This window comes from Niveispirillum sp. CC-CTL257 (assembly GCF_059489915.1).
Window position 1 is genome coordinate 3191967 of sequence record NZ_JCAJXE010000001.1, and the last position, 17629, is coordinate 3209595.

Annotated in this window: 16 protein-coding genes; 6 read left to right on the forward strand and 10 right to left on the reverse strand. The window is 64.3% G+C overall.

Annotated features, from left to right (window positions below; genetic code table 11):
• Positions 1-79: 79 nt before the first annotated feature.
• Positions 80-2935, reverse strand: a complete 2856-nt coding sequence (locus tag ABC729_RS15045; RefSeq protein WP_495608361.1) for a TonB-dependent receptor domain-containing protein — start codon at positions 2933-2935, stop codon at positions 80-82.
• A gap of 221 nt (positions 2936-3156) precedes the next feature.
• On the opposite strand from ABC729_RS15045, the gene ABC729_RS15050 reads away from it, so the two are divergent.
• The 3 genes from ABC729_RS15050 to truB all read left to right on the forward strand — a co-directional run bounded on the left by ABC729_RS15050 (position 3157) and on the right by truB (position 5834).
• Positions 3157-4206: a hypothetical protein gene (locus ABC729_RS15050; protein WP_495608362.1), complete on the forward strand. Its 1050-nt coding sequence runs from the start codon at positions 3157-3159 to the stop codon at positions 4204-4206.
• 235 nt (positions 4207-4441) lie between these two features.
• A complete protein-coding gene (rbfA, locus tag ABC729_RS15055) occupies positions 4442-4906 on the forward strand; it encodes a 30S ribosome-binding factor RbfA (RefSeq protein ID WP_495608690.1) in 465 nt (154 codons plus the stop codon).
• On the forward strand, positions 4896-5834 hold the full coding sequence (gene truB, locus ABC729_RS15060; RefSeq protein ID WP_495608363.1) for a tRNA pseudouridine(55) synthase TruB: 939 nt from the start codon (positions 4896-4898) through the stop codon (positions 5832-5834). Before rbfA ends, truB begins: the two co-directional genes overlap by 11 nt.
• A gap of 109 nt (positions 5835-5943) precedes the next feature.
• Here the strand turns inward: truB and ybaL are convergent, their stop codons facing one another.
• Positions 5944-7707, reverse strand: coding sequence for a YbaL family putative K(+) efflux transporter (ybaL, locus tag ABC729_RS15065; protein ID WP_495608364.1), 1764 nt, complete (start codon positions 7705-7707; stop codon positions 5944-5946).
• 105 nt (positions 7708-7812) lie between these two features.
• Between ybaL and ABC729_RS15070 the strand changes: the two genes are divergently transcribed.
• Positions 7813-8070: a helix-turn-helix domain-containing protein gene (locus ABC729_RS15070; RefSeq protein ID WP_495608365.1), complete on the forward strand. Its 258-nt coding sequence runs from the start codon at positions 7813-7815 to the stop codon at positions 8068-8070.
• Positions 8071-8160: 90 nt separating this feature from the next.
• Positions 8161-9918, forward strand: a complete 1758-nt coding sequence (arsA, locus tag ABC729_RS15075; protein WP_495608366.1) for an arsenical pump-driving ATPase — start codon at positions 8161-8163, stop codon at positions 9916-9918.
• Here the strand turns inward: arsA and ABC729_RS15080 are convergent, their stop codons facing one another.
• Together ABC729_RS15080 and ABC729_RS15085 are read right to left on the reverse strand one after the other, a co-directional pair.
• On the reverse strand, positions 9919-11172 hold the full coding sequence (locus tag ABC729_RS15080) for a class I SAM-dependent rRNA methyltransferase (RefSeq protein ID WP_495608367.1): 1254 nt from the start codon (positions 11170-11172) through the stop codon (positions 9919-9921).
• 53 nt (positions 11173-11225) lie between these two features.
• Positions 11226-11681: a hypothetical protein gene (locus tag ABC729_RS15085; RefSeq protein WP_495608368.1), complete on the reverse strand. Its 456-nt coding sequence runs from the start codon at positions 11679-11681 to the stop codon at positions 11226-11228.
• Between the two features lie 323 nt (positions 11682-12004).
• On the opposite strand from ABC729_RS15085, the gene ABC729_RS15090 reads away from it, so the two are divergent.
• Positions 12005-12748, forward strand: coding sequence for a Crp/Fnr family transcriptional regulator (locus tag ABC729_RS15090; RefSeq protein ID WP_495608369.1), 744 nt, complete (start codon positions 12005-12007; stop codon positions 12746-12748).
• Between the two features lie 45 nt (positions 12749-12793).
• Here ABC729_RS15090 and ABC729_RS15095 read toward each other — a convergent pair whose 3' ends face one another.
• The 6 genes from ABC729_RS15095 to sufU form a co-directional block, all read right to left on the reverse strand.
• Positions 12794-14635 (reverse strand): DUF885 domain-containing protein, encoded by a 1842-nt coding sequence (locus tag ABC729_RS15095; RefSeq protein WP_495608370.1) that lies wholly within the window; start codon positions 14633-14635, stop codon positions 12794-12796.
• Between the two features lie 151 nt (positions 14636-14786).
• On the reverse strand, positions 14787-15146 hold the full coding sequence (locus ABC729_RS15100) for a hypothetical protein (RefSeq protein ID WP_495608371.1): 360 nt from the start codon (positions 15144-15146) through the stop codon (positions 14787-14789).
• A gap of 86 nt (positions 15147-15232) precedes the next feature.
• Positions 15233-16048: a ferritin-like domain-containing protein gene (locus ABC729_RS15105; protein WP_495608372.1), complete on the reverse strand. Its 816-nt coding sequence runs from the start codon at positions 16046-16048 to the stop codon at positions 15233-15235.
• A 215-nt stretch (positions 16049-16263) separates the two neighbouring features.
• Positions 16264-16608, reverse strand: a complete 345-nt coding sequence (locus ABC729_RS15110) for a HesB/IscA family protein (protein WP_102112382.1) — start codon at positions 16606-16608, stop codon at positions 16264-16266.
• A gap of 142 nt (positions 16609-16750) precedes the next feature.
• Positions 16751-17134 carry an SUF system Fe-S cluster assembly protein gene (locus ABC729_RS15115; RefSeq protein ID WP_495608373.1) on the reverse strand — a complete coding sequence of 128 codons (384 nt, stop codon included), beginning with the start codon at positions 17132-17134 and terminating at the stop codon, positions 16751-16753.
• A 13-nt stretch (positions 17135-17147) separates the two neighbouring features.
• Entirely contained in the window at positions 17148-17624 is a 477-nt protein-coding gene (sufU, locus tag ABC729_RS15120; RefSeq protein WP_495608374.1) for a Fe-S cluster assembly sulfur transfer protein SufU, read from the reverse strand.
• Between the last annotated feature and the right edge of the window lie 5 nt (positions 17625-17629).

Consider the following 17629-nt stretch of genomic DNA (forward strand, 5'->3'; position numbering starts at 1 on the left):
CGGGAAAAGAAAGACCCGGGTTCACTATCATGTGAACCCGGGTCCCGTGTAGAGCGGATTAGGCGGAGCCGCCCGCCCCTTACATCTTGTAGGTCAGGCGCGCATAGCCGAACTGGCCGGGCGCGTCATAGGTGGTGGGGTCGAAATTGTTCAGACCGCAGCTGAAGCAGGCCGGCGGGTCCTTGTCGAACAGGTTGTTGACGCCCAGCGTCAGACCCACCTTGTTCTCGAACATCGCCGGGAACCAGCTGACCTGCGCGTCGGTATAGAGACGGGCACCCAGCTTGTTGTCAGCCTGGCTTTCATCCACGCTCTTGATATAGCGGTTGGTGACCGAGGCGGAGAAATCATCCTTTGCCCAGTCCAGGATCGCCGTGGCCTTGTACTTGGGGAATGCCTGGTCGGGGCTGCCCTTTTCGGTGCCTTCACGTTCGATCTTGGAGGTGCCGCTGGTGGCCGGGACCGTCTCCGTATAGTTCAGCAGGAAGGTCTGGTTCAGGCTGAACCGGAAGGTGCCCAGGTCGCTTTCCGGACCCTGCCAGTTGATGGTGAAATCGATGCCGTCGGTGTCGATGGCGCCGATATTCTGCAACAGGCCGCTGATCTGGTTGATGGCACCCGACGCGGTACGGGTGATGGAGCCACAGGAGAAGGCGTCGTTATTCTGTTCGCAACGGCCCAGAATGGTCTCCGCCCCGATGGGCTGGATCGCGTCCTTCAGCGAGATGTCATAATAATTCACCTCGAAATCCAGACGGTCGGCCCAACCCAGTTCCCAAGACGGGCTGAACACACCACCGAACACCCAGCTTTCCGAGGTTTCGGGCTTCAGATTGCGGTTACCGCCGGTGATGACCGACAGCTGCGGGTTGGCCTGCACATAGGAACCGTTGGCCGGCACACCATGGGCGATACAGTTGGCACGAACGCCCGCTGCGGCCGCGGTGCCGCCGGACAGGCCCAGCATGTCGGAGCAGGGGTCGACCAGCTCCTGGTCAAAGCGCGACGGCGTGCCGAACAGTTCGCCGATGCCCGGCGCGCGGAAGCCCTGGCCCCACGAACCGCGCAGCAGCACGTCTTCGGTCACGCGCCAGTTGACGCGACCGCTATAGGTCGTTTCGCTGCCGAAGGTGGAATAGTCAGAGTAGCGAACGGCACCTGACACTTCCAGCAGCTTGGCGATGGGCAGGTCGGCGATCAGCGGCACGCGCAGCTCACCATAGGCTTCGTTCACGTCGAAGCTGCCCTTGGACGGCTGGGCCGGGATGTCGGAACCCAGGCCGGCGGCGACAACCGCGTCCGGCTGGAACTCACCGCGCTGGTCACGATATTCGTAACCCACGGCCAGACCAACGCCGCCCGCCGGCAGCTGGAACAGGTCGCCCGACAGGTTGAAGGAGGTGTCGGCCAGACGCTGCTTACTGCTGTCCTGTTGCGTGAACAGAACGTAATCGATCATCGGCTTGGTGATCGAACCCTGGCCGCCGAAGATGTTGAACGGTACGCAGGAACCGGTGCAGTTAGCGACCGGGCCCAGGGCCTGGGCCAGACGCTGGGCGTTCACGTTGCCGGTGAATTTCTGCGTGGCGCTGTTACGGGAGAAGATGGTGTTGACGTCCCAGTACCATTTGTTGTCGCCCAGCATCAGCGACCCGTCCACGGTACCGGACACGTACCAGGTGTTCACTTCCTGCTCATAATGGCGCGGACCGGCTTCGATGAAGCGGCGGCCGATGAAGGCGTAATTGGCCGGGCCATTGGCCCCGCCCGACGACAGGGTGACGCCGAACGGGTTGTAGGGGTTGGTGCGGTCGATGCTGATCTGGTCCAGCAGGTTGCCGTTACCGGCATCGGGACCCACGAACAGCGGAATGGGGGCCGCCTGGTTGGCGGACTGCCGGTTGTTATAAACGGCCTTCAGGCGGAAATTGATGTCGGGCGTAATTTCCTGCGTCACCTGGAAGTAGGTGCCGAGGCGTTCCGACGGGGCCTGGATATAGTTATAGGGCTGGAAATTGAAGCGGTCGGCAGTGGTGAAGTTCTTGAAGCTGCCGGCGGTGGGGTTCAGCGGGTCAAAGGTGGGACGGCCCGTCAGCACCGCATTCTTCAGGGTCAGGTTCATACCAGCCCCGGTGACGGGGTTGTTGACGATGAAGCGGCCCAGCGGCGTGCCCGACGAGCAGGAGCTGTCGCAGGCGGTGACGCCCGGCGTCGGAAACTGCGAGATGGAGCGGTCACCCGACATCACGCTTTCCTGCTTCACATAGGTCAGGTCGGCCACGATGCTGGTGCCGCCGGAAGACGCGCCCCAGGACAGGTCATATTCCTGCGTGACGCCGTCGCCTTCATCAAAGGCGCCGACCTGGGCGGAACCGGAGAAGCCATCCTGTTTGCGCTTGGTGATGATGTTCACCACGCCGGAAATGGCGTCAGAGCCGTAAATCGGCGACGCGCCTTCCTGCAGAACCTCGATCCGGTCGATGATGCCCTTGGGGATGGAATTCAGGTCGGTTGAGGACGGGATGCCGGAGGCGGACGCGCCATTGACCCAGCGCAGGCCATCGACCAGCACCAGGGTGCGGCGCGAACCCAGATAGCGCAGATCCACTTCGGCCGAACCGGCACCGACGCCGCCGCCATCCGGCGGGTTGCCGAAATTGCCGCTATTGTTGAACTTGCTGTTCAGGCCGCCGCCGGAGATGGGCAGACGCTGCAGAATTTCGGCGGTGCTGGACAGGCCGGTGCGGGCCATCGACTCGCTGTCGACCTGCACGATGGGCTGCGTCTGGTTCAGCGGGCTTTGCCGGATACGCGAACCGGTAACGACAATTTCATCCAGCGTATCCTGGGCCATGGCGGGCATCGCGCCGGCGGCACCGGCTGCCAGAAGGGCAAGCGTCGCCGTCCTGAAAAACAGGCTGCTCTTGGATTGCATAGGGTTCCCCTGTCCGAGAAAGGTTTGTTTTTAAACGCGGTTTCGGTTCCGCGCTGCACAGCGTTAACAGATTATCAACCACGGACGAAAGCTTCTTGATTGCAACGGATTCGTATCCTTGGTGACTGTTTCTTTTCTGCATCTAAACAATTGGTACCAGTGATTGCGGCCACCGGTGTCACGCCGCATACTTAGGCCAATCCAATAGGGAGGGGGGAAAGATGTATAGTGATGAAGAACTCGATGCCGCCATATCGGCCGGTATATTGAGCGATCAGAATGTCGCGGGCTTCCGTGACTTCGTGGCGACCCGGCGCGGTCATATCGACGCGGCGGAGCATGAGCGCTTCCGGCTGCTCACTGGGTTCAACGATGTGTTCGTGTCGGTCTGTTGCGGCCTGATCCTGGCCGCTGCCGCCTATCTGGGGGGACAGGCGCATCCGGCACTTGGCGGGCTGGCGGTGGTTGCCATCAGCTGGGGTCTGGCCGAATATTTCACGCGCCGTCTGCGCCTGTCACTGTCCAGCATCGTGCTGCTGATCGGCTTTGCCGGCGGCACGCTGGTGGCGGGCTTGACCGGCCTGTTCGACCTGATGGGTCTTGAAGAGGCGCAGGTGAAGGATATTGCCGATGCCGCCGGCGTGGTGGCGGGTGCCACCCTGCTGGCCGGTGCTGGTGCCTACGCCCATTGGCGCCGCTTCATGGTGCCGATCACCGTAGCGGCGGGGTCGGCCATCGCCCTGGCCGCCGTGGCGGCCCTGGCTTTGCTTGCCGTGCCGTCGCTGCGGGACAGCACCCGTGTGCTGGTGCTGATCGGCGGGCTGGTAATGTTCGCCATCGCCATGCGTTGGGACAGCCAGGACCGGGAGCGCAATACCCGCCGGTCGGACGTGGCCTTCTGGCTGCACCTGTCGGCCTCACCCCTGATCATCCATCCGGTCTTCTCCTGGGTGGGGGCCAACGGGGCGGTGCAGACGGTCAGTCCCGGTCTGGCGTTGGCCACCTGCATCGGCACCTATCTGGTGATCGCCCTGGTCTCGCTGGCCATCGACCGCCGGGCCATGCTGGTCTCGGCCCTGGTCTATGTGCTGTATGCGATGGGGCAGCTTTTCTCCATGGCTGGCACGGCGAAGGAAATGAACATGGCGCTGGCCGCCCTGGTCATCGGCTCCGGTCTGCTGCTGCTGTCGACCCAGTGGGAAGCCGCCCGTCGTCTGCTGGTCCCGCACCTGCCGGGCGGCATGCGGGAGATGCTGCCGCTGGCGCGGTGAATGATTTGAAGCGGTGATTGTCGGGGCTCGCCTTCTGCTTGACCGGACCTGCGGTGACAGATGCCGCAGGTCCGGTCGGGCGGATGCCGGGCCCTGACTTTTTCTTCCTCAACCCCTTCCATGCGTAACTTCCCTGTCTCATCCGTCACCCGCTATGCTACGCACGGTCCCTTGACCTGACGCAGCAACGCCCGGTCCGGGGTCCCATCCCCCGCCAGGGCAAAGGATTGAAATGATGAGCAAGCGACGCGACAGCGGCCATGCCGCCAAGGGACCCAGCCAGCGCCAGTTGCGCGTGGGCGAGGAAATCCGCCACACCCTGGCCGATATTTTCCGCCGCGGGGAATTCCGTGACCCGGAACTGATGGATCTGAACGTCACCGTGTCGGAAGTGCGCATCAGCCCCGACCTGAAGAACGCCACCGCCTTCGTCATGCCGCTGGGCGGGTCCAAGCCTGAACTGGTGGCGGCGCTCAACCGCGCCTCGGCATTCCTGCGCACCCAGGTGGCGCATGAAATCCGCCTGCCCTATGCCCCGCGCCTGTCCTTCCAGCTGGATACCAGCTTCGATTACGCTGAAAAGATCGACCGGCTGCTGCACAACCCGCACGTCGCCCGCGACATGACCGGCATCGTCAATACCGGCAACGATGCCGCCGAGGATGAGGAAGAGGGCGGGGACAAGAACCATGGCGCGTAAGCGCAAGGGCGTACCCCGTCACGGCTGGCTGGTGCTGGACAAGCCCGGCACCATGACCAGCACGCAGGCCATGGCAAAAGTGCGCTGGATGATGAATGCGGAAAAGGCGGGCCACGGTGGCACGCTGGACCCCATCGCCACTGGCATCCTGCCCATCGCCTTTGGCGAGGCGACGAAGACCGTCCAATACGCCATGGACGGGCACAAGACCTATCGTTTCGTGATGAAATTCGGGGAGGCAACGGATACCGACGACCGCGCCGGGCAGGTCATCGCTACCAGCGATGTACGCCCCACGGATGAACAGATCGAAAAGGCGCTGGAGGCTTTCCAGGGCCTGATCAGCCAGGTACCGCCGCAATATTCCGCCATCAAGGTGGATGGCGAGCGCGCCTATGATCTGGCGCGTGAAGGGGAGGCGGTGGAACTGGCCGCCCGTACCGTGCGCATTGATGGTTTCCACCTGACGGGCCGTCCCGATGCCGATCATGCCGAGTTCGAGGTGGAATGCGGCAAGGGCACCTATATGCGCTCGCTGGCCCGTGATCTGGCCCTGGCGGTGGGAACCGTCGGCCATATCACGGTGCTGCGCCGCCTGTCGGTAGGGCCGTTCACGCTGGCCAATGCAGTGACGCTGGAACAGCTGGAACAGATCGTGGCCGAAGGCAACCCGGACAGGCTGTTGATGCCAGTGGCGGCCCCGTTGGACCGGCTGCCCGCCATCGACCTGACACCGGTAGAGGCCGATCGCCTGCGCCATGGTCAGGGTGTGTCTCTGCTGCGCCGGGCCGATCTGGACCGGCTGGAGGCGCTGCGCGGTGCCGGCGGGGAGGAAGCGACCGCCCTGGCCCTGACCGAAGGCGTTCCCGTGGCCCTGGTCCGGCTGGAGGGTGGGGAGCTTCGCCCGGCGCGGGTGCTGAACCTTTAGCTTTTCGTGTTCCTCAATCGCCGGCGCTGCCTCCGCAGCTTGGCCACGCCGCACAAGCGGCGCGGCGGCCGTCGCCGCCGGAGCTGTTTCCGGTCAACCGAAAACAGCTCTAGGCCGGCTTCGGTTCGCTATCCATATCGGTCGGCGGCGGTTCCGACGCGGCGATCGGGGCCTTGGGCGTCAGGGCCACCAGACCTTCCGCGATCATGCCACGCGCGGTCTCGCGTTCGCCCATGACGACCGTGCTGGCCCCGTTCTGGGTCAGATAGACCACTTCCTCATCGGCATGGGCGCGGGCGATGATGGACAGGCCGGGATTGGCGACCCGCGTCTGGCGGATGATCTGGCCCGCCTCGAACGAACCCGGAATGGCGATGAACATCAGGCGGGCGGCGGACAGGTTCAGGGCGGCCAGCACCTCGGGCACCACGGCATTTCCCACCACCACCTCCACCCCCTGCTCCCGCAGGCTATCGATACGCTTCTGATTGTCCTCCACCACCAGGAAGGGCACGCCCTCTTCCTTCAGTTTGGCGGAAATCAGGCTGCCAACCCGTCCATGGCCGATGATGATGGCGTGGCCCGTCAGGCTAGTGGGCGGGATCGGCTCCCGCGTCGGCTCCGCCGTGGCGGCAGGAGCGACCGCATCGCCGCCGCCGGGTTCCAGCCGGTGACCGAACTTGTCGATCAGGGTGAACATCACGGGGTTCAGCAGGATCGACAGGATGGCACCGACCAGGACCAGATCCTGGCCTTCCTGCGGCAGCAGGCCCAGATTGACGCCCAGTGCCGCCAGGATGAAGGAAAACTCGCCGATCTGCGCCAGGGAGGCGGAGATGGTCAGCGCGGTGCTGCGCGGATGGCCGAAGGCCAGCACGATCATATAGGCGGCGACCGACTTGCCGAACACGATGATCAGGACCGTAGCCAGCACCGGCAGCGGCCGTTCGATCAGGATGGCCGGGTCGAACATCATGCCGACCGACACGAAGAACAAAACTGCGAAAGCGTCGCGCAGCGGCAGCGATTCTTCCGCTGCGCGGTGCGACAGGGGCGATCCCGACAGGACCATGCCCGCAAAGAAAGCCCCCAGCGCGAAGGAGACGCCGAACAGGGTGGCGGCCCCATAGGCGACACCCAGGGCAATGGCCAGCACGGCCAGCCGGAATAGCTCGCGCGAGCCGCTATGCGCGACCTCATGCAGGACCCAGGGGATGACGCGCTTGCCCACCACCAGCATCAGGGCGACGAAAGCCGCAACCTTGCCCAGCGTGATGGCGATGACGGTCAGCAACTGTGTCCCGGTCAGCGCCGGCGCTGCGGCGGTCCCCTCCGCTGCGGCCTTGTCACCCAGCAAACCGGCCAGGGCCGGCAGCAGCACCAACGCCAGGACCATGGCCAGATCCTCGACGATCAGCCAGCCGATGGCGATGCGCCCCCGCTTGCTTTCCACCAGCCGCCGTTCCTGCAAGGCGCGCAGCAGAACCACGGTGGACGCGACCGACAGGGCCAGACCGAAGACCAAGCCTGCACCGATGCTCCAGCCCAGCGCCCAGGCCAGGCCCATGCCCATCAGGGTGGCGATACCGATCTGTCCGATGGCGCCGGGAATGGCGATGGCCTTCACCGACATCAGGTCCTTGACGGAGAAATGCAGGCCCACCCCGAACATCAGCAGGATGACGCCGATTTCCGCCAATTGTGGGGCCAGGCTCATATCCGCGACATAGCCTGGCGTCCCCGGCCCGATCATCACGCCGGCCAGCAGATAGCCGACCAGGGGCGAGATTTTAAGCTTCTGCGCAATGGCCCCGAAAATGAACGCCAGCGCCAGGGCCGCGACAATCATCGTGATCAGGGGCACATCATGCATCAGAAGCCTGCCTTTCATCCGGGCCAATGACCGGGTGGGGCCTTGACCTCTCAACCATTTGATCCAATATCACCCAATATGGTTGAGGTATGCAGGATTACAACCGTGCCCCATGAAGTTTCTTCACGGACGCTTTCTCCCGCGCAATGCCGCGCCGCGCGCGGCCTGCTGGACTGGAGCCAGGAACAGTTGGCACAGGCGTCGGGCCTGTCGCGCAGCACCGTGCGTGATTTCGAAAGCGGCCGACATGAGCCGCACCGGGGCAGCGTGACGCTGATTCTGCAGACCCTGGCAGGGCAGGGGGTGGAACCCGTGCCGGCCGATGGTGGGGCGGGGGAGGGGGTGCGGTTTCGCGCTTCATAGGAAATTTGGCCCTGCGGCATCTGGCGGTGCCCATGCGGGCTGGATCGGGCGCATACTGTCACGTGGTTTTCGTAACTGACCGGGTGAAGAATGGCGATGTTTAAGCTGATGGCACGGCCGACCCCGTTCCTGTTCTTCACAGGGAAAGGCGGCGTGGGCAAGACCTCACTCAGCTGCGCCTGCGCCATCGCGCTGGCCGATGCGGGCAAGCGGGTGCTGCTCGTCAGTACCGACCCCGCCTCCAACCTGGACGAGATGCTGAGCGTCGAGTTGGTGGATCGGCCGACGCCTGTGCCGGGGATTGACCGCCTATCCGCCATGAATATCGATCCAGAGGCGGCGGCCGACCAATATCGCGCGCGTGTCATCGCGCAATTGGGGCCAGAGGCGGCCGACACCGAAAAGGCGACGGTGCGCGAGCAACTTTCGGGTGCCTGCACTACGGAGATAGCCGCCTTCGATGAATTTGTCGGCTTGCTGACGGGGGATGGTGCGGGCTTCGACCATGTTGTGTTCGACACGGCCCCCACCGGCCATACATTGCGCCTGCTTAGCCTGCCGCGCGCCTGGACGGGGTTCCTCGCGGGCAATGACCGGGGTGCTTCGTGCCTGGGTCCCCATTCGGGCCTGAAGATGCGGGAGGATCGGTTCCGCCAGGCCATGCTGGCCCTGGGCGATGCGGCGCGCACCACCATCGTGCTGGTCACCCGCGCCGATCCCGCTGCGATCCGGGAGGCGGGACGCACGGCGGACGAATTGCGGGTCCTGGGCCTGTCCAACCAGATGTTGGCCGTGAATGGCCGATTCCATACTACCCTTCCCGATGATGAGGTGGCGCGCGCGCTGGAGGCCGATCAGGATGCGGCGCTGGCCCATCTGCCGGACAATCTGGCTACCCTGCCGCGTGACGAATTCCCGCTGCTGTCCTTCGACATGGTGGGGCTGCCGGCGCTGCGGGCGCTGCTTTCGGGGACGGCAATACCCGCCGCCGATCTCGACCCGCTGCCCCCGGTAGATCTGCCGACCCTGGACCGGCTGGTGGCGGATATCGCCGCTGGCGGCAAAGGGCTGGTGATGGTGATGGGCAAGGGCGGGGTGGGCAAGACCACGGTCGCCGCCGCCATCGCCGTGGGCCTGGCCGCCCGCGGTCATGGGGTGCATCTGACCACGACGGACCCGGCGGCGCACCTGTCCTTCGTCGTCGACGGCACCCTGCCGGGCCTGACCGTGGATCGCATTGATCCGGTGGTGGAAACCACACGCTATATCGAAAAAATCATGGCCAGCCGCGGTCACACCCTGGACGCCGATGCCCAGGCCCTGCTGCGGGAGGATCTGGCGTCCCCCTGCACGGAGGAGGTGGCGGTTTTCCACGCCTTCTCCCGCATCGTGGCGGAGGCACGGGACAGTTTCGTCATCGTTGACACGGCCCCCACGGGCCACACGCTGCTGCTGTTGGACGCCACGGGCGCTTATCACCGGCAGATGACACACCAGATGTCCGGCATGGCCGGTCGCATGGTGACGCCGTTGATGCGCCTTCAGGACCCGGCCTATACCAAGATCATCCTGGTCACCCTGCCCGAGGCCACGCCCGTGTCAGAGGCGGCGTCGTTGCAGCATGATCTGGACCGTGCCGGTATCCGACCCTTTGCCTGGGTTGTGAATCGGTCCATGGCGGCCAGTGGCACGCGCGACCCCATCCTGGCATCGCGCGTGGTGGGGGAAAAGGCGCAGATCGCGCGGGTGCGGCGGCGCTATTCCAACCGCGTCTTCGCCCTGGCCTATCAGCCCAAGGCACCGGTCGGCCTGGCGGCGCTACGCCGGATCACTGACCCGGCACCCTGATCAGTCCAGCGCGAACACCATCGCCTTCAGATATTGCGTCTCTGGCAGCAGCGGGTGGACCGGATGGTCGCTGCCCGCACCGGCGAAGCGCAGGATGCGGCCCTGGCGACCGGCCTCGCCCAGGCCGCGCGCGACCTCGGTATGGAACAGGGGCGGTTCCATGTTGTGGGAGCAGCTTGCCACCAGCAGCATACCGCCGGGGGCGACCAGACGGGCGGCGGCCTTGGTCATGCGGCGATAGGCGCGGCTGCCCACGGCCAGGTCCTTCTTGGACTTAACGAAGGCGGGCGGGTCGGCGATCACCACCTCGAACGTCCGCCCCTCGGCCACCCATTGATCCATCAGGTTGAAGGCATCGCCCTTTTCCGCGGTCACGCGGTCGGCCACGCCATTGGCCTCTGCCGCCTTCATGGCGATGGACAGCGACAGGGCGGAACGGTCGACCAGGGTGACGTGGGATGCGCCGCGCTTGGCCGCCAGCACGCCGAAGCCACCGGCATAGGTGTAGAAATCCACCACGCTGCGGCCCTGGCACAGATTGGCGATGAAGGAGCGGTTGTCGCGCTGGTCAAAGAACCAGCCCGTCTTCTGCCCTTCCGACAGGTCGGCGAAGAAGGTGGCGCCGTTTTCCTCCAGCGGGATCAGGCCCTGGACGGAGCCCTTCACCACCTTCACTTCTTCCGCCAGCCCCTCATAGGACCGGGCCGTGCTGTCATTGCGCAGCACGATGGCAGACGGGTTCAACACCTCGTCCAGGGCTGCCAGGATCATGGGCAGCCGGCGGTCCATGGCGACATTATTGGCCTGTACCACCACGATATCGCCATACCGGTCGATGATCAGGGCCGGCAGGCCGTCGCTTTCGGCATGGATCAGGCGATAGAAGGGGCGGTCATAAAGCCGTTCGCGGATTTCCAGGGCGCGGCGGATGCGGCGCACGAAGAAGGCGGTATCGATGGCTTCCGCCGGATCACGGGTCAGGAACCGCGCGCAGATCAGGCTGTGCGGATTGAAGGCGGCCAGTCCCAGGGTGGCACCGCCGGCATCGGTAACGCGGACGATCGACCCTGCCGGCAGCGCCTTGGCCGCCTTGTCCATGTCCACTTCGTTGGAATAGACCCAGGGATGGCCATGCTGGGCGCGCTTGTGCCGGCCCGCCTGGATGCGGATCACGGGCAGGGACGCGGGCTTGGGGGCCTGGGTCGGAGTATCGGTGGTCATGGCGGGGGCCGTCGCGGCGGGGATGTCGGTCATGGCGCGGAAAATACCGCCGCCATGCCCCGATCAGCAAGCGCCGTGCCCGCCGATCAGGCCAGCGGCCGGCACAGGCGAAGATCCTCGCGATGATGCCCATGTTCCAGGGCGCGGGCCAGCGCTACCGAGACACTGGCCCCGATACCTTCCCGCTGCGGCAGATGCAGATGGACGGCGTTGCAGCCCAGGTCCAACGCCATCCGGTCCATATCGTCCAGCAGGACATCAATGGCGACTTCCGGTTCGATCAGGTCGAGCGCCAGGAACATATCGACCTGCAGCACCTTGCCATGCCGGGGGCTGGGCAGGACCTGATAGGCATAGATGCCATGGATATAACCATGGTCCCCCTCCACGGTCCGGATGCCGCCATCGGCTGTGCCCAGCAGCAGGCCCGCATAGGTGCGCCAGGCCTCACGGTCATCGGCGGCGCGGCCCGTCTGCACCAGGGGCCAGGCCTGATCGATGCGACGGCGGTCCAGCGGCTTCACGGAAAAACGGTCGGACATGGTCACCCGTTCCGGCGAGATAAGCACGGCAATGTCTCTGTCTGTCTGAACAAGGCTGCCACCCGATCAACTGGGCGGTCTCCCATCGTTAACCGATATGCCGATGGTCGCGCTTTGATCTGGATCAAGGCGCGCTCACGCGGTTGGGCCTAGACCTCTGGATATGTGTTCATCAGCCAACCATTATGAAATCCTTCAATTGGCTGGCGGACATGACTGGAACCGTTCCACCGGCCTTGTTGCGCGTTGTGGAACGTTTCCAAAGGGCGCATTCTTCTTTCCGGTGGAAAGCCGGGGGCGATGCTTATATCGGGGGGCCTTACATGGCGTTGGCTGAACATGCATGCACACGCGACAGCGTCGTGGCAGCCCGTATTGATGTTTCCCCGTGCAATGCCTGCCCGGTGCGCAGCATGTCGGTCTGTTCCGCCCTGGAGGCGGATGAACTGAAGCGGTTGGCCGATATCCTGGTGTCGGTCAAGGTTGATGCCGGTCACACCCTGTTCGCGGAGGGTGACGGGGCCGACACCCTGTTCAATGTCACCGCTGGCACCATGAAGCTGTACAAGCTGCTGCCCGACGGGCGGCGGCAGATCACGGGTTTCCTGCTGCCCGGCGATTTCCTGGGCCTGTCGATCAACGACACTTATGCCTATTCGGCCGAGTCGGTGACGCCGGCCACGCTGTGCCGCTTCCCCCGTCGCCGCCTGGAAGGGCTGCTGGAAGATTATCCCAAGATGCAGCGCCGGCTGTTCGCCATGGCGTCCAGTGAACTGGCGGCAGCACAGGATCAGATGCTGCTGTTGGGCCGTAAGAACGCCAAGGAACGCATCGCGTCCTTCCTGCTGATGCTGTCTGAACGGGCCAGGCGGCGCGGCTATGCCGAAAATCCGGTTCATGTACCGATGAGCCGGTCGGACATCGCCGACTATCTGGGCCTGACCACGGAAACGGTCAGCCGCACCTTCACGCAGTTGAAGACCAGCCGCGCCATCTCCCTGCTGGAAGGCGGCAAGGTACGGCTGAACAATATGGAAAACTTGCAGGAACTGGCCGAGGGCGCATGAGCGTTCCGCCGCATGCGGGCCGGATGACCCGCATGCGGCACCCGCTTACGCCGCCGCCTTGCGCGTGTCGATCCAGCCCTGAACCACTTCCTCCAGGATCGGCAGGGTGACGGGACCGTTGGTCAGGACCGTGTCGTGGAAGCCGCGGATATCGAACTTGTCGCCCAAGGCTGCCTTGGCCTTTTCCCGCAGTTCCAGGATTTTGTTCATCCCGATCTTGTAGCCGAGCGCCTGACCCGGCCAGACGAAGTAACGGTCAATCTCCGTCCGGTTGTCGGCGATGGGGTTGGCCGTGTTTTCATCCATCCAGGCGACCGCCTGTTCCCGCGTCCAGCGCTTGTGATGGATGCCGGTATCGAGAACCAGACGCCCCGCCCGGAACAGTTCGGAAATAATGCGCCCGGCCTCGGACAGGGGTTCCTTGTAGAAGCCGTAATCCTTGGCCATGCGCTCTGTATACATGGCCCAGCCTTCGCCGTAGGCGGTGTCCCAGGCATATTTGCGGAAGGTGGGCAGGCCTTCCACCTCCTGCGCGATGGCGATCTGCATATGATGGCCGGGCAGGCCCTCATGATGGCACAAGGCCTCCAGATCGTGGCGCGTCTGCACCGACATGTCGGACAAGTTGGCATAAAAGACGCCGGGGCGCGTACCATCGGGCGATGACGGCTCATAGAAGGCGCTGGGCGTGGCGTTCTCGCGGTACGCCTCTACCGGCTTCACCACCACCTTGGCCTTGGGCAGGGTCCCGAACATTTCGGGCAGGCGGGCGGCCATGTCGTCGATATAGCGGGTGGCCGTCGCCAGATATTCCTTGCGACCGGCATCACTGTCGGGGAAGCGGACCGACGGGTCGGTGCGCACAAAATTGAAGAAATCCTGGACGCTGCCCTGAAAGCCCAGCTTGGCCATGGCGGCGCGCAGTTCGCCATGCAGGCGGGCGGTTTCGGCCAGACCCAGGGCGTGGATATCGTCGGCGGACATGTCCAAGCCAGTATGCAGCTTGATCTGCGCCTTATAGAAATCGGCACCCTGCGGCAGGGCCCAGACGCCGTTGCTGTCCTTCTGCTGGGCCGCCAGTTCGGCGACGGTCGCCAGGAACCGTTCATAGGCGGGCTTCACGCCATGGACCAACGCTGTGGTGCCCGCGGCGATCAGGGCCTTTTTCTCCCCTTCCGCGATGGTGAGCTTGCCCACCTTCTCCTTCAAGTCGGCCAGCAGCGGGCTGTCCGCCTTGGCTCCCGTCTCGAACGGTGCGCCGGAGATGACATTGCGGGCCGCCTCCGTGATGCGACCGAAGCTGAAGGCAGGGGGCAGCACGCCAGCCTTGGCGTCGCGCCGCATATTCTCCGCCGCGATATCGATGACGGCGGCAATACCCTCCAGCCGCTTCACATAATCGCGTGCATCGGCGGGGTTGGCGACGGCGTGATAGCCGATCAGGAAGGAGGGGATGTCGGTATGCGCGCCCTGCAGATGGCTGACGGCATAGCCATGGCGACGCCAGCGATAGCTGTCCAGACCGCGCTGCAGCTGCCCTTCGAACAGCTTGTAGGAAACCCGCGCCGTGGGGGACAGGGCGTTGATGTCGAAGGCACGCAGCGCCTTCAGCTGCTCGGCCGTGATCGACAGGTTCAGCTGCTGGAACGCCTCATCCGCCAGGGTCCAGCTGTCATGAGGGCCGGGCAGCCCCATGCGCGTGCGCTGTTCCGGGCTGCGGCTCAGATCATCCTGCCAGCACTTTTCCAGAAACTCATTCAGCGCCTTGTCGGCGGGACTGTCCTGCCCGGCCAGGGCTAGGCGGGGCATGATCCCCTCCAACGCCACGGCGGTGGCGGACAGGGCGAACAGGCCGGAAAGGGCGGTACGGCGGGTGACGGCGGGCATAATGGCTCCGGTTATCGGTCTGGATTGCTTGCCGCCATCCTTACCGTTTCCCGCCATCGGGCCAAGATATGCATTGTAAACAGCCTGTAACGATCAAGCCGCAGTACGATGTTTTTTATTGTTTCAAGGGGCGGTTGGACGAGACATCGCGTCATGGAACGGGTGACGAGGGACGCCCCTGCACGGTTCCGGCGCTGGGGCTGCGCATCACGCTTTTGCCGCCGTCGGGATTGGGCGTGTCGGTCATGCGGTCCAGGCGGCGGTTAGGGGCGTCTGGATCGCCGAAAATCTTGCGCAGTCGGTCATATTCCTTGCGGTGATTTTCCCATTCTTCCTGAAAGCTGGGCTCATTGCGCCGGCCATTGACGATGATCTCGTCCATCATGGCCGGCTGCTCCTTGGTCTGGGCTGGCTGCGACTGCGGTGTCTGTGCCTTGACGGCCAGTGCCGCCATCAGCAGGAACAGGATAGCGCACAGCGCCAGCAGCCCTGCCTCCAGCATCACCCGCATCGTATCCCGCCCCCGATTGAACACCCTGCGGTGGAGCATGTCACAGGCGCGAGCGAATGAACATAGTTCAAAAGCAATAGGGAGGATCAATTCGCGGCCAAAGGCTCGTACCAGTCCGACGGCAGACCGGCCAGATCGCGCGACATTCCGTTGAAGGGGCGTTTCAGCTCACCCTTGAAATGGGTGCGAACCAGATGCTGCCACCAGGGGCCGGCATCCTGTCCCATGCTTTGCGCCGCCACCTGGAACCAGTGGCGGCCCGTGGCGACATGCCCGACCTCGTCACGCAGGATGATGTGCAGGACCTCGACACTTTCCGTGTCACCGGCCCTGGTCAGGCTGTCGATGATGGCGGGCGTGACGTCCAGGCCGCGCGCCTCCAGCACCATGGGCACCACGGCCAGCCGGGCGGGCAGGTCATGCGCCGTCGCTTCTGATGCCTGCCACAGCCCATCATGGGCCGGCAGGTCGCCGTAAGCAGCACCGAGGCTGGCCAGCCGGTCGGCCACCAGCGTGAAATGCAACGCCTCTTCATCCGCGACACGCAGCCAGTCGGTGTGGAAGGCGATGGGCAGGGGCGTGCCATCGGGCAGATGCTGAAACCGCGCCAGGATGTCCCAGGCCAGATCGATGGCGTTCAGCTCGATATGGGCGATGGCATGCAGCAGCGCGATCCGGTTGGCCACCGACTGGCCCTTGCCACGCTTCGGCATGTCCTTGGGGTGGCACAGTTCGGGTTTGTTCGGACGCACCGGGCGGGCCGGCGGGATGGCACGGCCTAGGTCGGTTATGGCCTCCTCGCGCCACGCGGCGGCGAAGGCACGGGACAGGCGGGCTTTTTCGTGCGCATCGGATGTCGTTAGGACGGTGACGGCGGCGTCGGAGAGGGTGGGGGGAAGCATGGGCGATCTTGGAAGGGGGGAGTATGGGCACCGTCGTCGCCATCTGCTCCACCGTCATCCCGGCGAAAGCCGGGACCCAGCGTGAGCGGCGATAGCCGCGATATGACTCATATCGGCGCTAACCGCGCCTTATGCTGGGTCCCGGCTTTCGCCGGGATGACGGTGGATATTATCGGTGCCCTGGCAGCCCATATGTTCGCGACAGGGCACTAAAATCACACCGAAAAACTCTCCCCACACCCGCACCGCGCCTTCTCATTGGGGTTCTTGAAGGTGAAGCCGGACTGGAACTTGTCCTCAGCGTAATCCATTTCGCTGCCGATCAGGAACATGGTGGCGGCGGGGTCGATCAGGATGGTGACCCCCTTATCCTCCACCACTTCCTCGAACTTCTTCTTTTCCTCGGCATATTCCACGAAATAGGACATGCCAGAACAGCCGCGCGTCTTCACGCCCACGCGCAGGCCGATGATGGGCTTGTCCGACCGGGACATCAGTTCCTTGACGCGCTCAGCGGCCGCGTCGGTCAGGGTCAGGGCCTTGGGCAATGCACGGGCCATGATAGACTCCTTTTCAATCCGTTCCTTGTTCCCTCAATCGCCGGGCGGCGGCATCCGCCGCCTTGGCTTACGGCGCACGAGCGCCGGGCTGGCAGTCGCCAGCCTCCAACGTGCCGAAGGTCAAGCCTTCGGCGCGTTGGCCTCAGAACATATTCAGCGCGATGCGGGCATCGTCGCTCATGCGGGACGGGTCCCAGGCGGGTTCCCAGATCAGTTCGACATGCACGCTGGCGACACCGTCCACGGCGGCCACCACCTGCTGCACCTGTCCCGGCATCTCCCCGGCCACGGGGCAGGCGGGGGCCGTCAGGGTCATGTCGATCTCGACATCGCCATCGGCATCGACCTCGCAGCGATAGATCAGCCCCAGTTCATAGATATTCACCGGGATTTCCGGGTCATAGACGGTGCGCAGCGCTTCCACCACGCGGTCATAAAGCGGGGCGTCGGCGGGCAGCTTCTCATCCGCCGGGATATCCACGGGCGATCCCATGGAGATGTCGGGGGCGATGGGGCGGTGGCTCATGATCAATGTCCGGTCAGAAGGACGCGTTTTCGGTGGAAGTCGTCGCCTCGCCATGCAGCGCGGCATTCATCGTGTGCCAGGCCAGCGTGGCGCATTTCACCCGCATGGGGAATTCGCGCACACCCGACAGGACGGCCAGCTTGTCGGTGGCATCCTCGTCCAGGGTGCCATGATCGCCCTGCTCATCCTTGGTGCACATGTCGTGGAAATAGCCGAACAGGGCCTCGGCTTCCTTCATCGACTTGCCACGCAGGATCTCGGTCATCAGGCTGGCGCTAGCCTGGCTGATGGCGCAGCCGCGACCGTCGAAATGCAGGTCCTGGATGGTGCCGTCATCACCCACGGTCAGATAGACGGCGATCTTGTCCCCGCACATGGGGTTGTCGCCGCGCGCCTGACGGTTAAACGCATCGGGCTTACCGAAATTCCTTGGGTTCTTGCCATGGTCCAGGATGACTTCCTGATACAGGTCGCGCAGATCATCAAACATATGGA

Coding starts and splice junctions, on each gene's coding strand:
- ABC729_RS15100 (WP_495608371.1), bottom strand. CDS start 15,146: ATGCGGGTGATGCTGGAGGCAGGGCTGCTGGCGCTGTGCGCTATCCTG.
- rbfA (WP_495608690.1), top strand. CDS start 4,442: ATGAGCAAGCGACGCGACAGCGGCCATGCCGCCAAGGGACCCAGCCAG.
- ABC729_RS15085 (WP_495608368.1), bottom strand. CDS start 11,681: ATGTCCGACCGTTTTTCCGTGAAGCCGCTGGACCGCCGTCGCATCGAT.
- ybaL (WP_495608364.1), bottom strand. CDS start 7,707: ATGCATGATGTGCCCCTGATCACGATGATTGTCGCGGCCCTGGCGCTG.
- sufU (WP_495608374.1), bottom strand. CDS start 17,624: ATGTTTGATGATCTGCGCGACCTGTATCAGGAAGTCATCCTGGACCAT.
- ABC729_RS15080 (WP_495608367.1), bottom strand. CDS start 11,172: ATGACCGACATCCCCGCCGCGACGGCCCCCGCCATGACCACCGATACT.
- ABC729_RS15045 (WP_495608361.1), bottom strand. CDS start 2,935: ATGCAATCCAAGAGCAGCCTGTTTTTCAGGACGGCGACGCTTGCCCTT.
- ABC729_RS15050 (WP_495608362.1), top strand. CDS start 3,157: ATGTATAGTGATGAAGAACTCGATGCCGCCATATCGGCCGGTATATTG.
- truB (WP_495608363.1), top strand. CDS start 4,896: ATGGCGCGTAAGCGCAAGGGCGTACCCCGTCACGGCTGGCTGGTGCTG.
- ABC729_RS15105 (WP_495608372.1), bottom strand. CDS start 16,048: ATGCTTCCCCCCACCCTCTCCGACGCCGCCGTCACCGTCCTAACGACA.
- ABC729_RS15090 (WP_495608369.1), top strand. CDS start 12,005: ATGGCGTTGGCTGAACATGCATGCACACGCGACAGCGTCGTGGCAGCC.
- ABC729_RS15095 (WP_495608370.1), bottom strand. CDS start 14,635: ATGCCCGCCGTCACCCGCCGTACCGCCCTTTCCGGCCTGTTCGCCCTG.
- arsA (WP_495608366.1), top strand. CDS start 8,161: ATGGCGATGTTTAAGCTGATGGCACGGCCGACCCCGTTCCTGTTCTTC.
- ABC729_RS15115 (WP_495608373.1), bottom strand. CDS start 17,134: ATGAGCCACCGCCCCATCGCCCCCGACATCTCCATGGGATCGCCCGTG.
- ABC729_RS15110 (WP_102112382.1), bottom strand. CDS start 16,608: ATGGCCCGTGCATTGCCCAAGGCCCTGACCCTGACCGACGCGGCCGCT.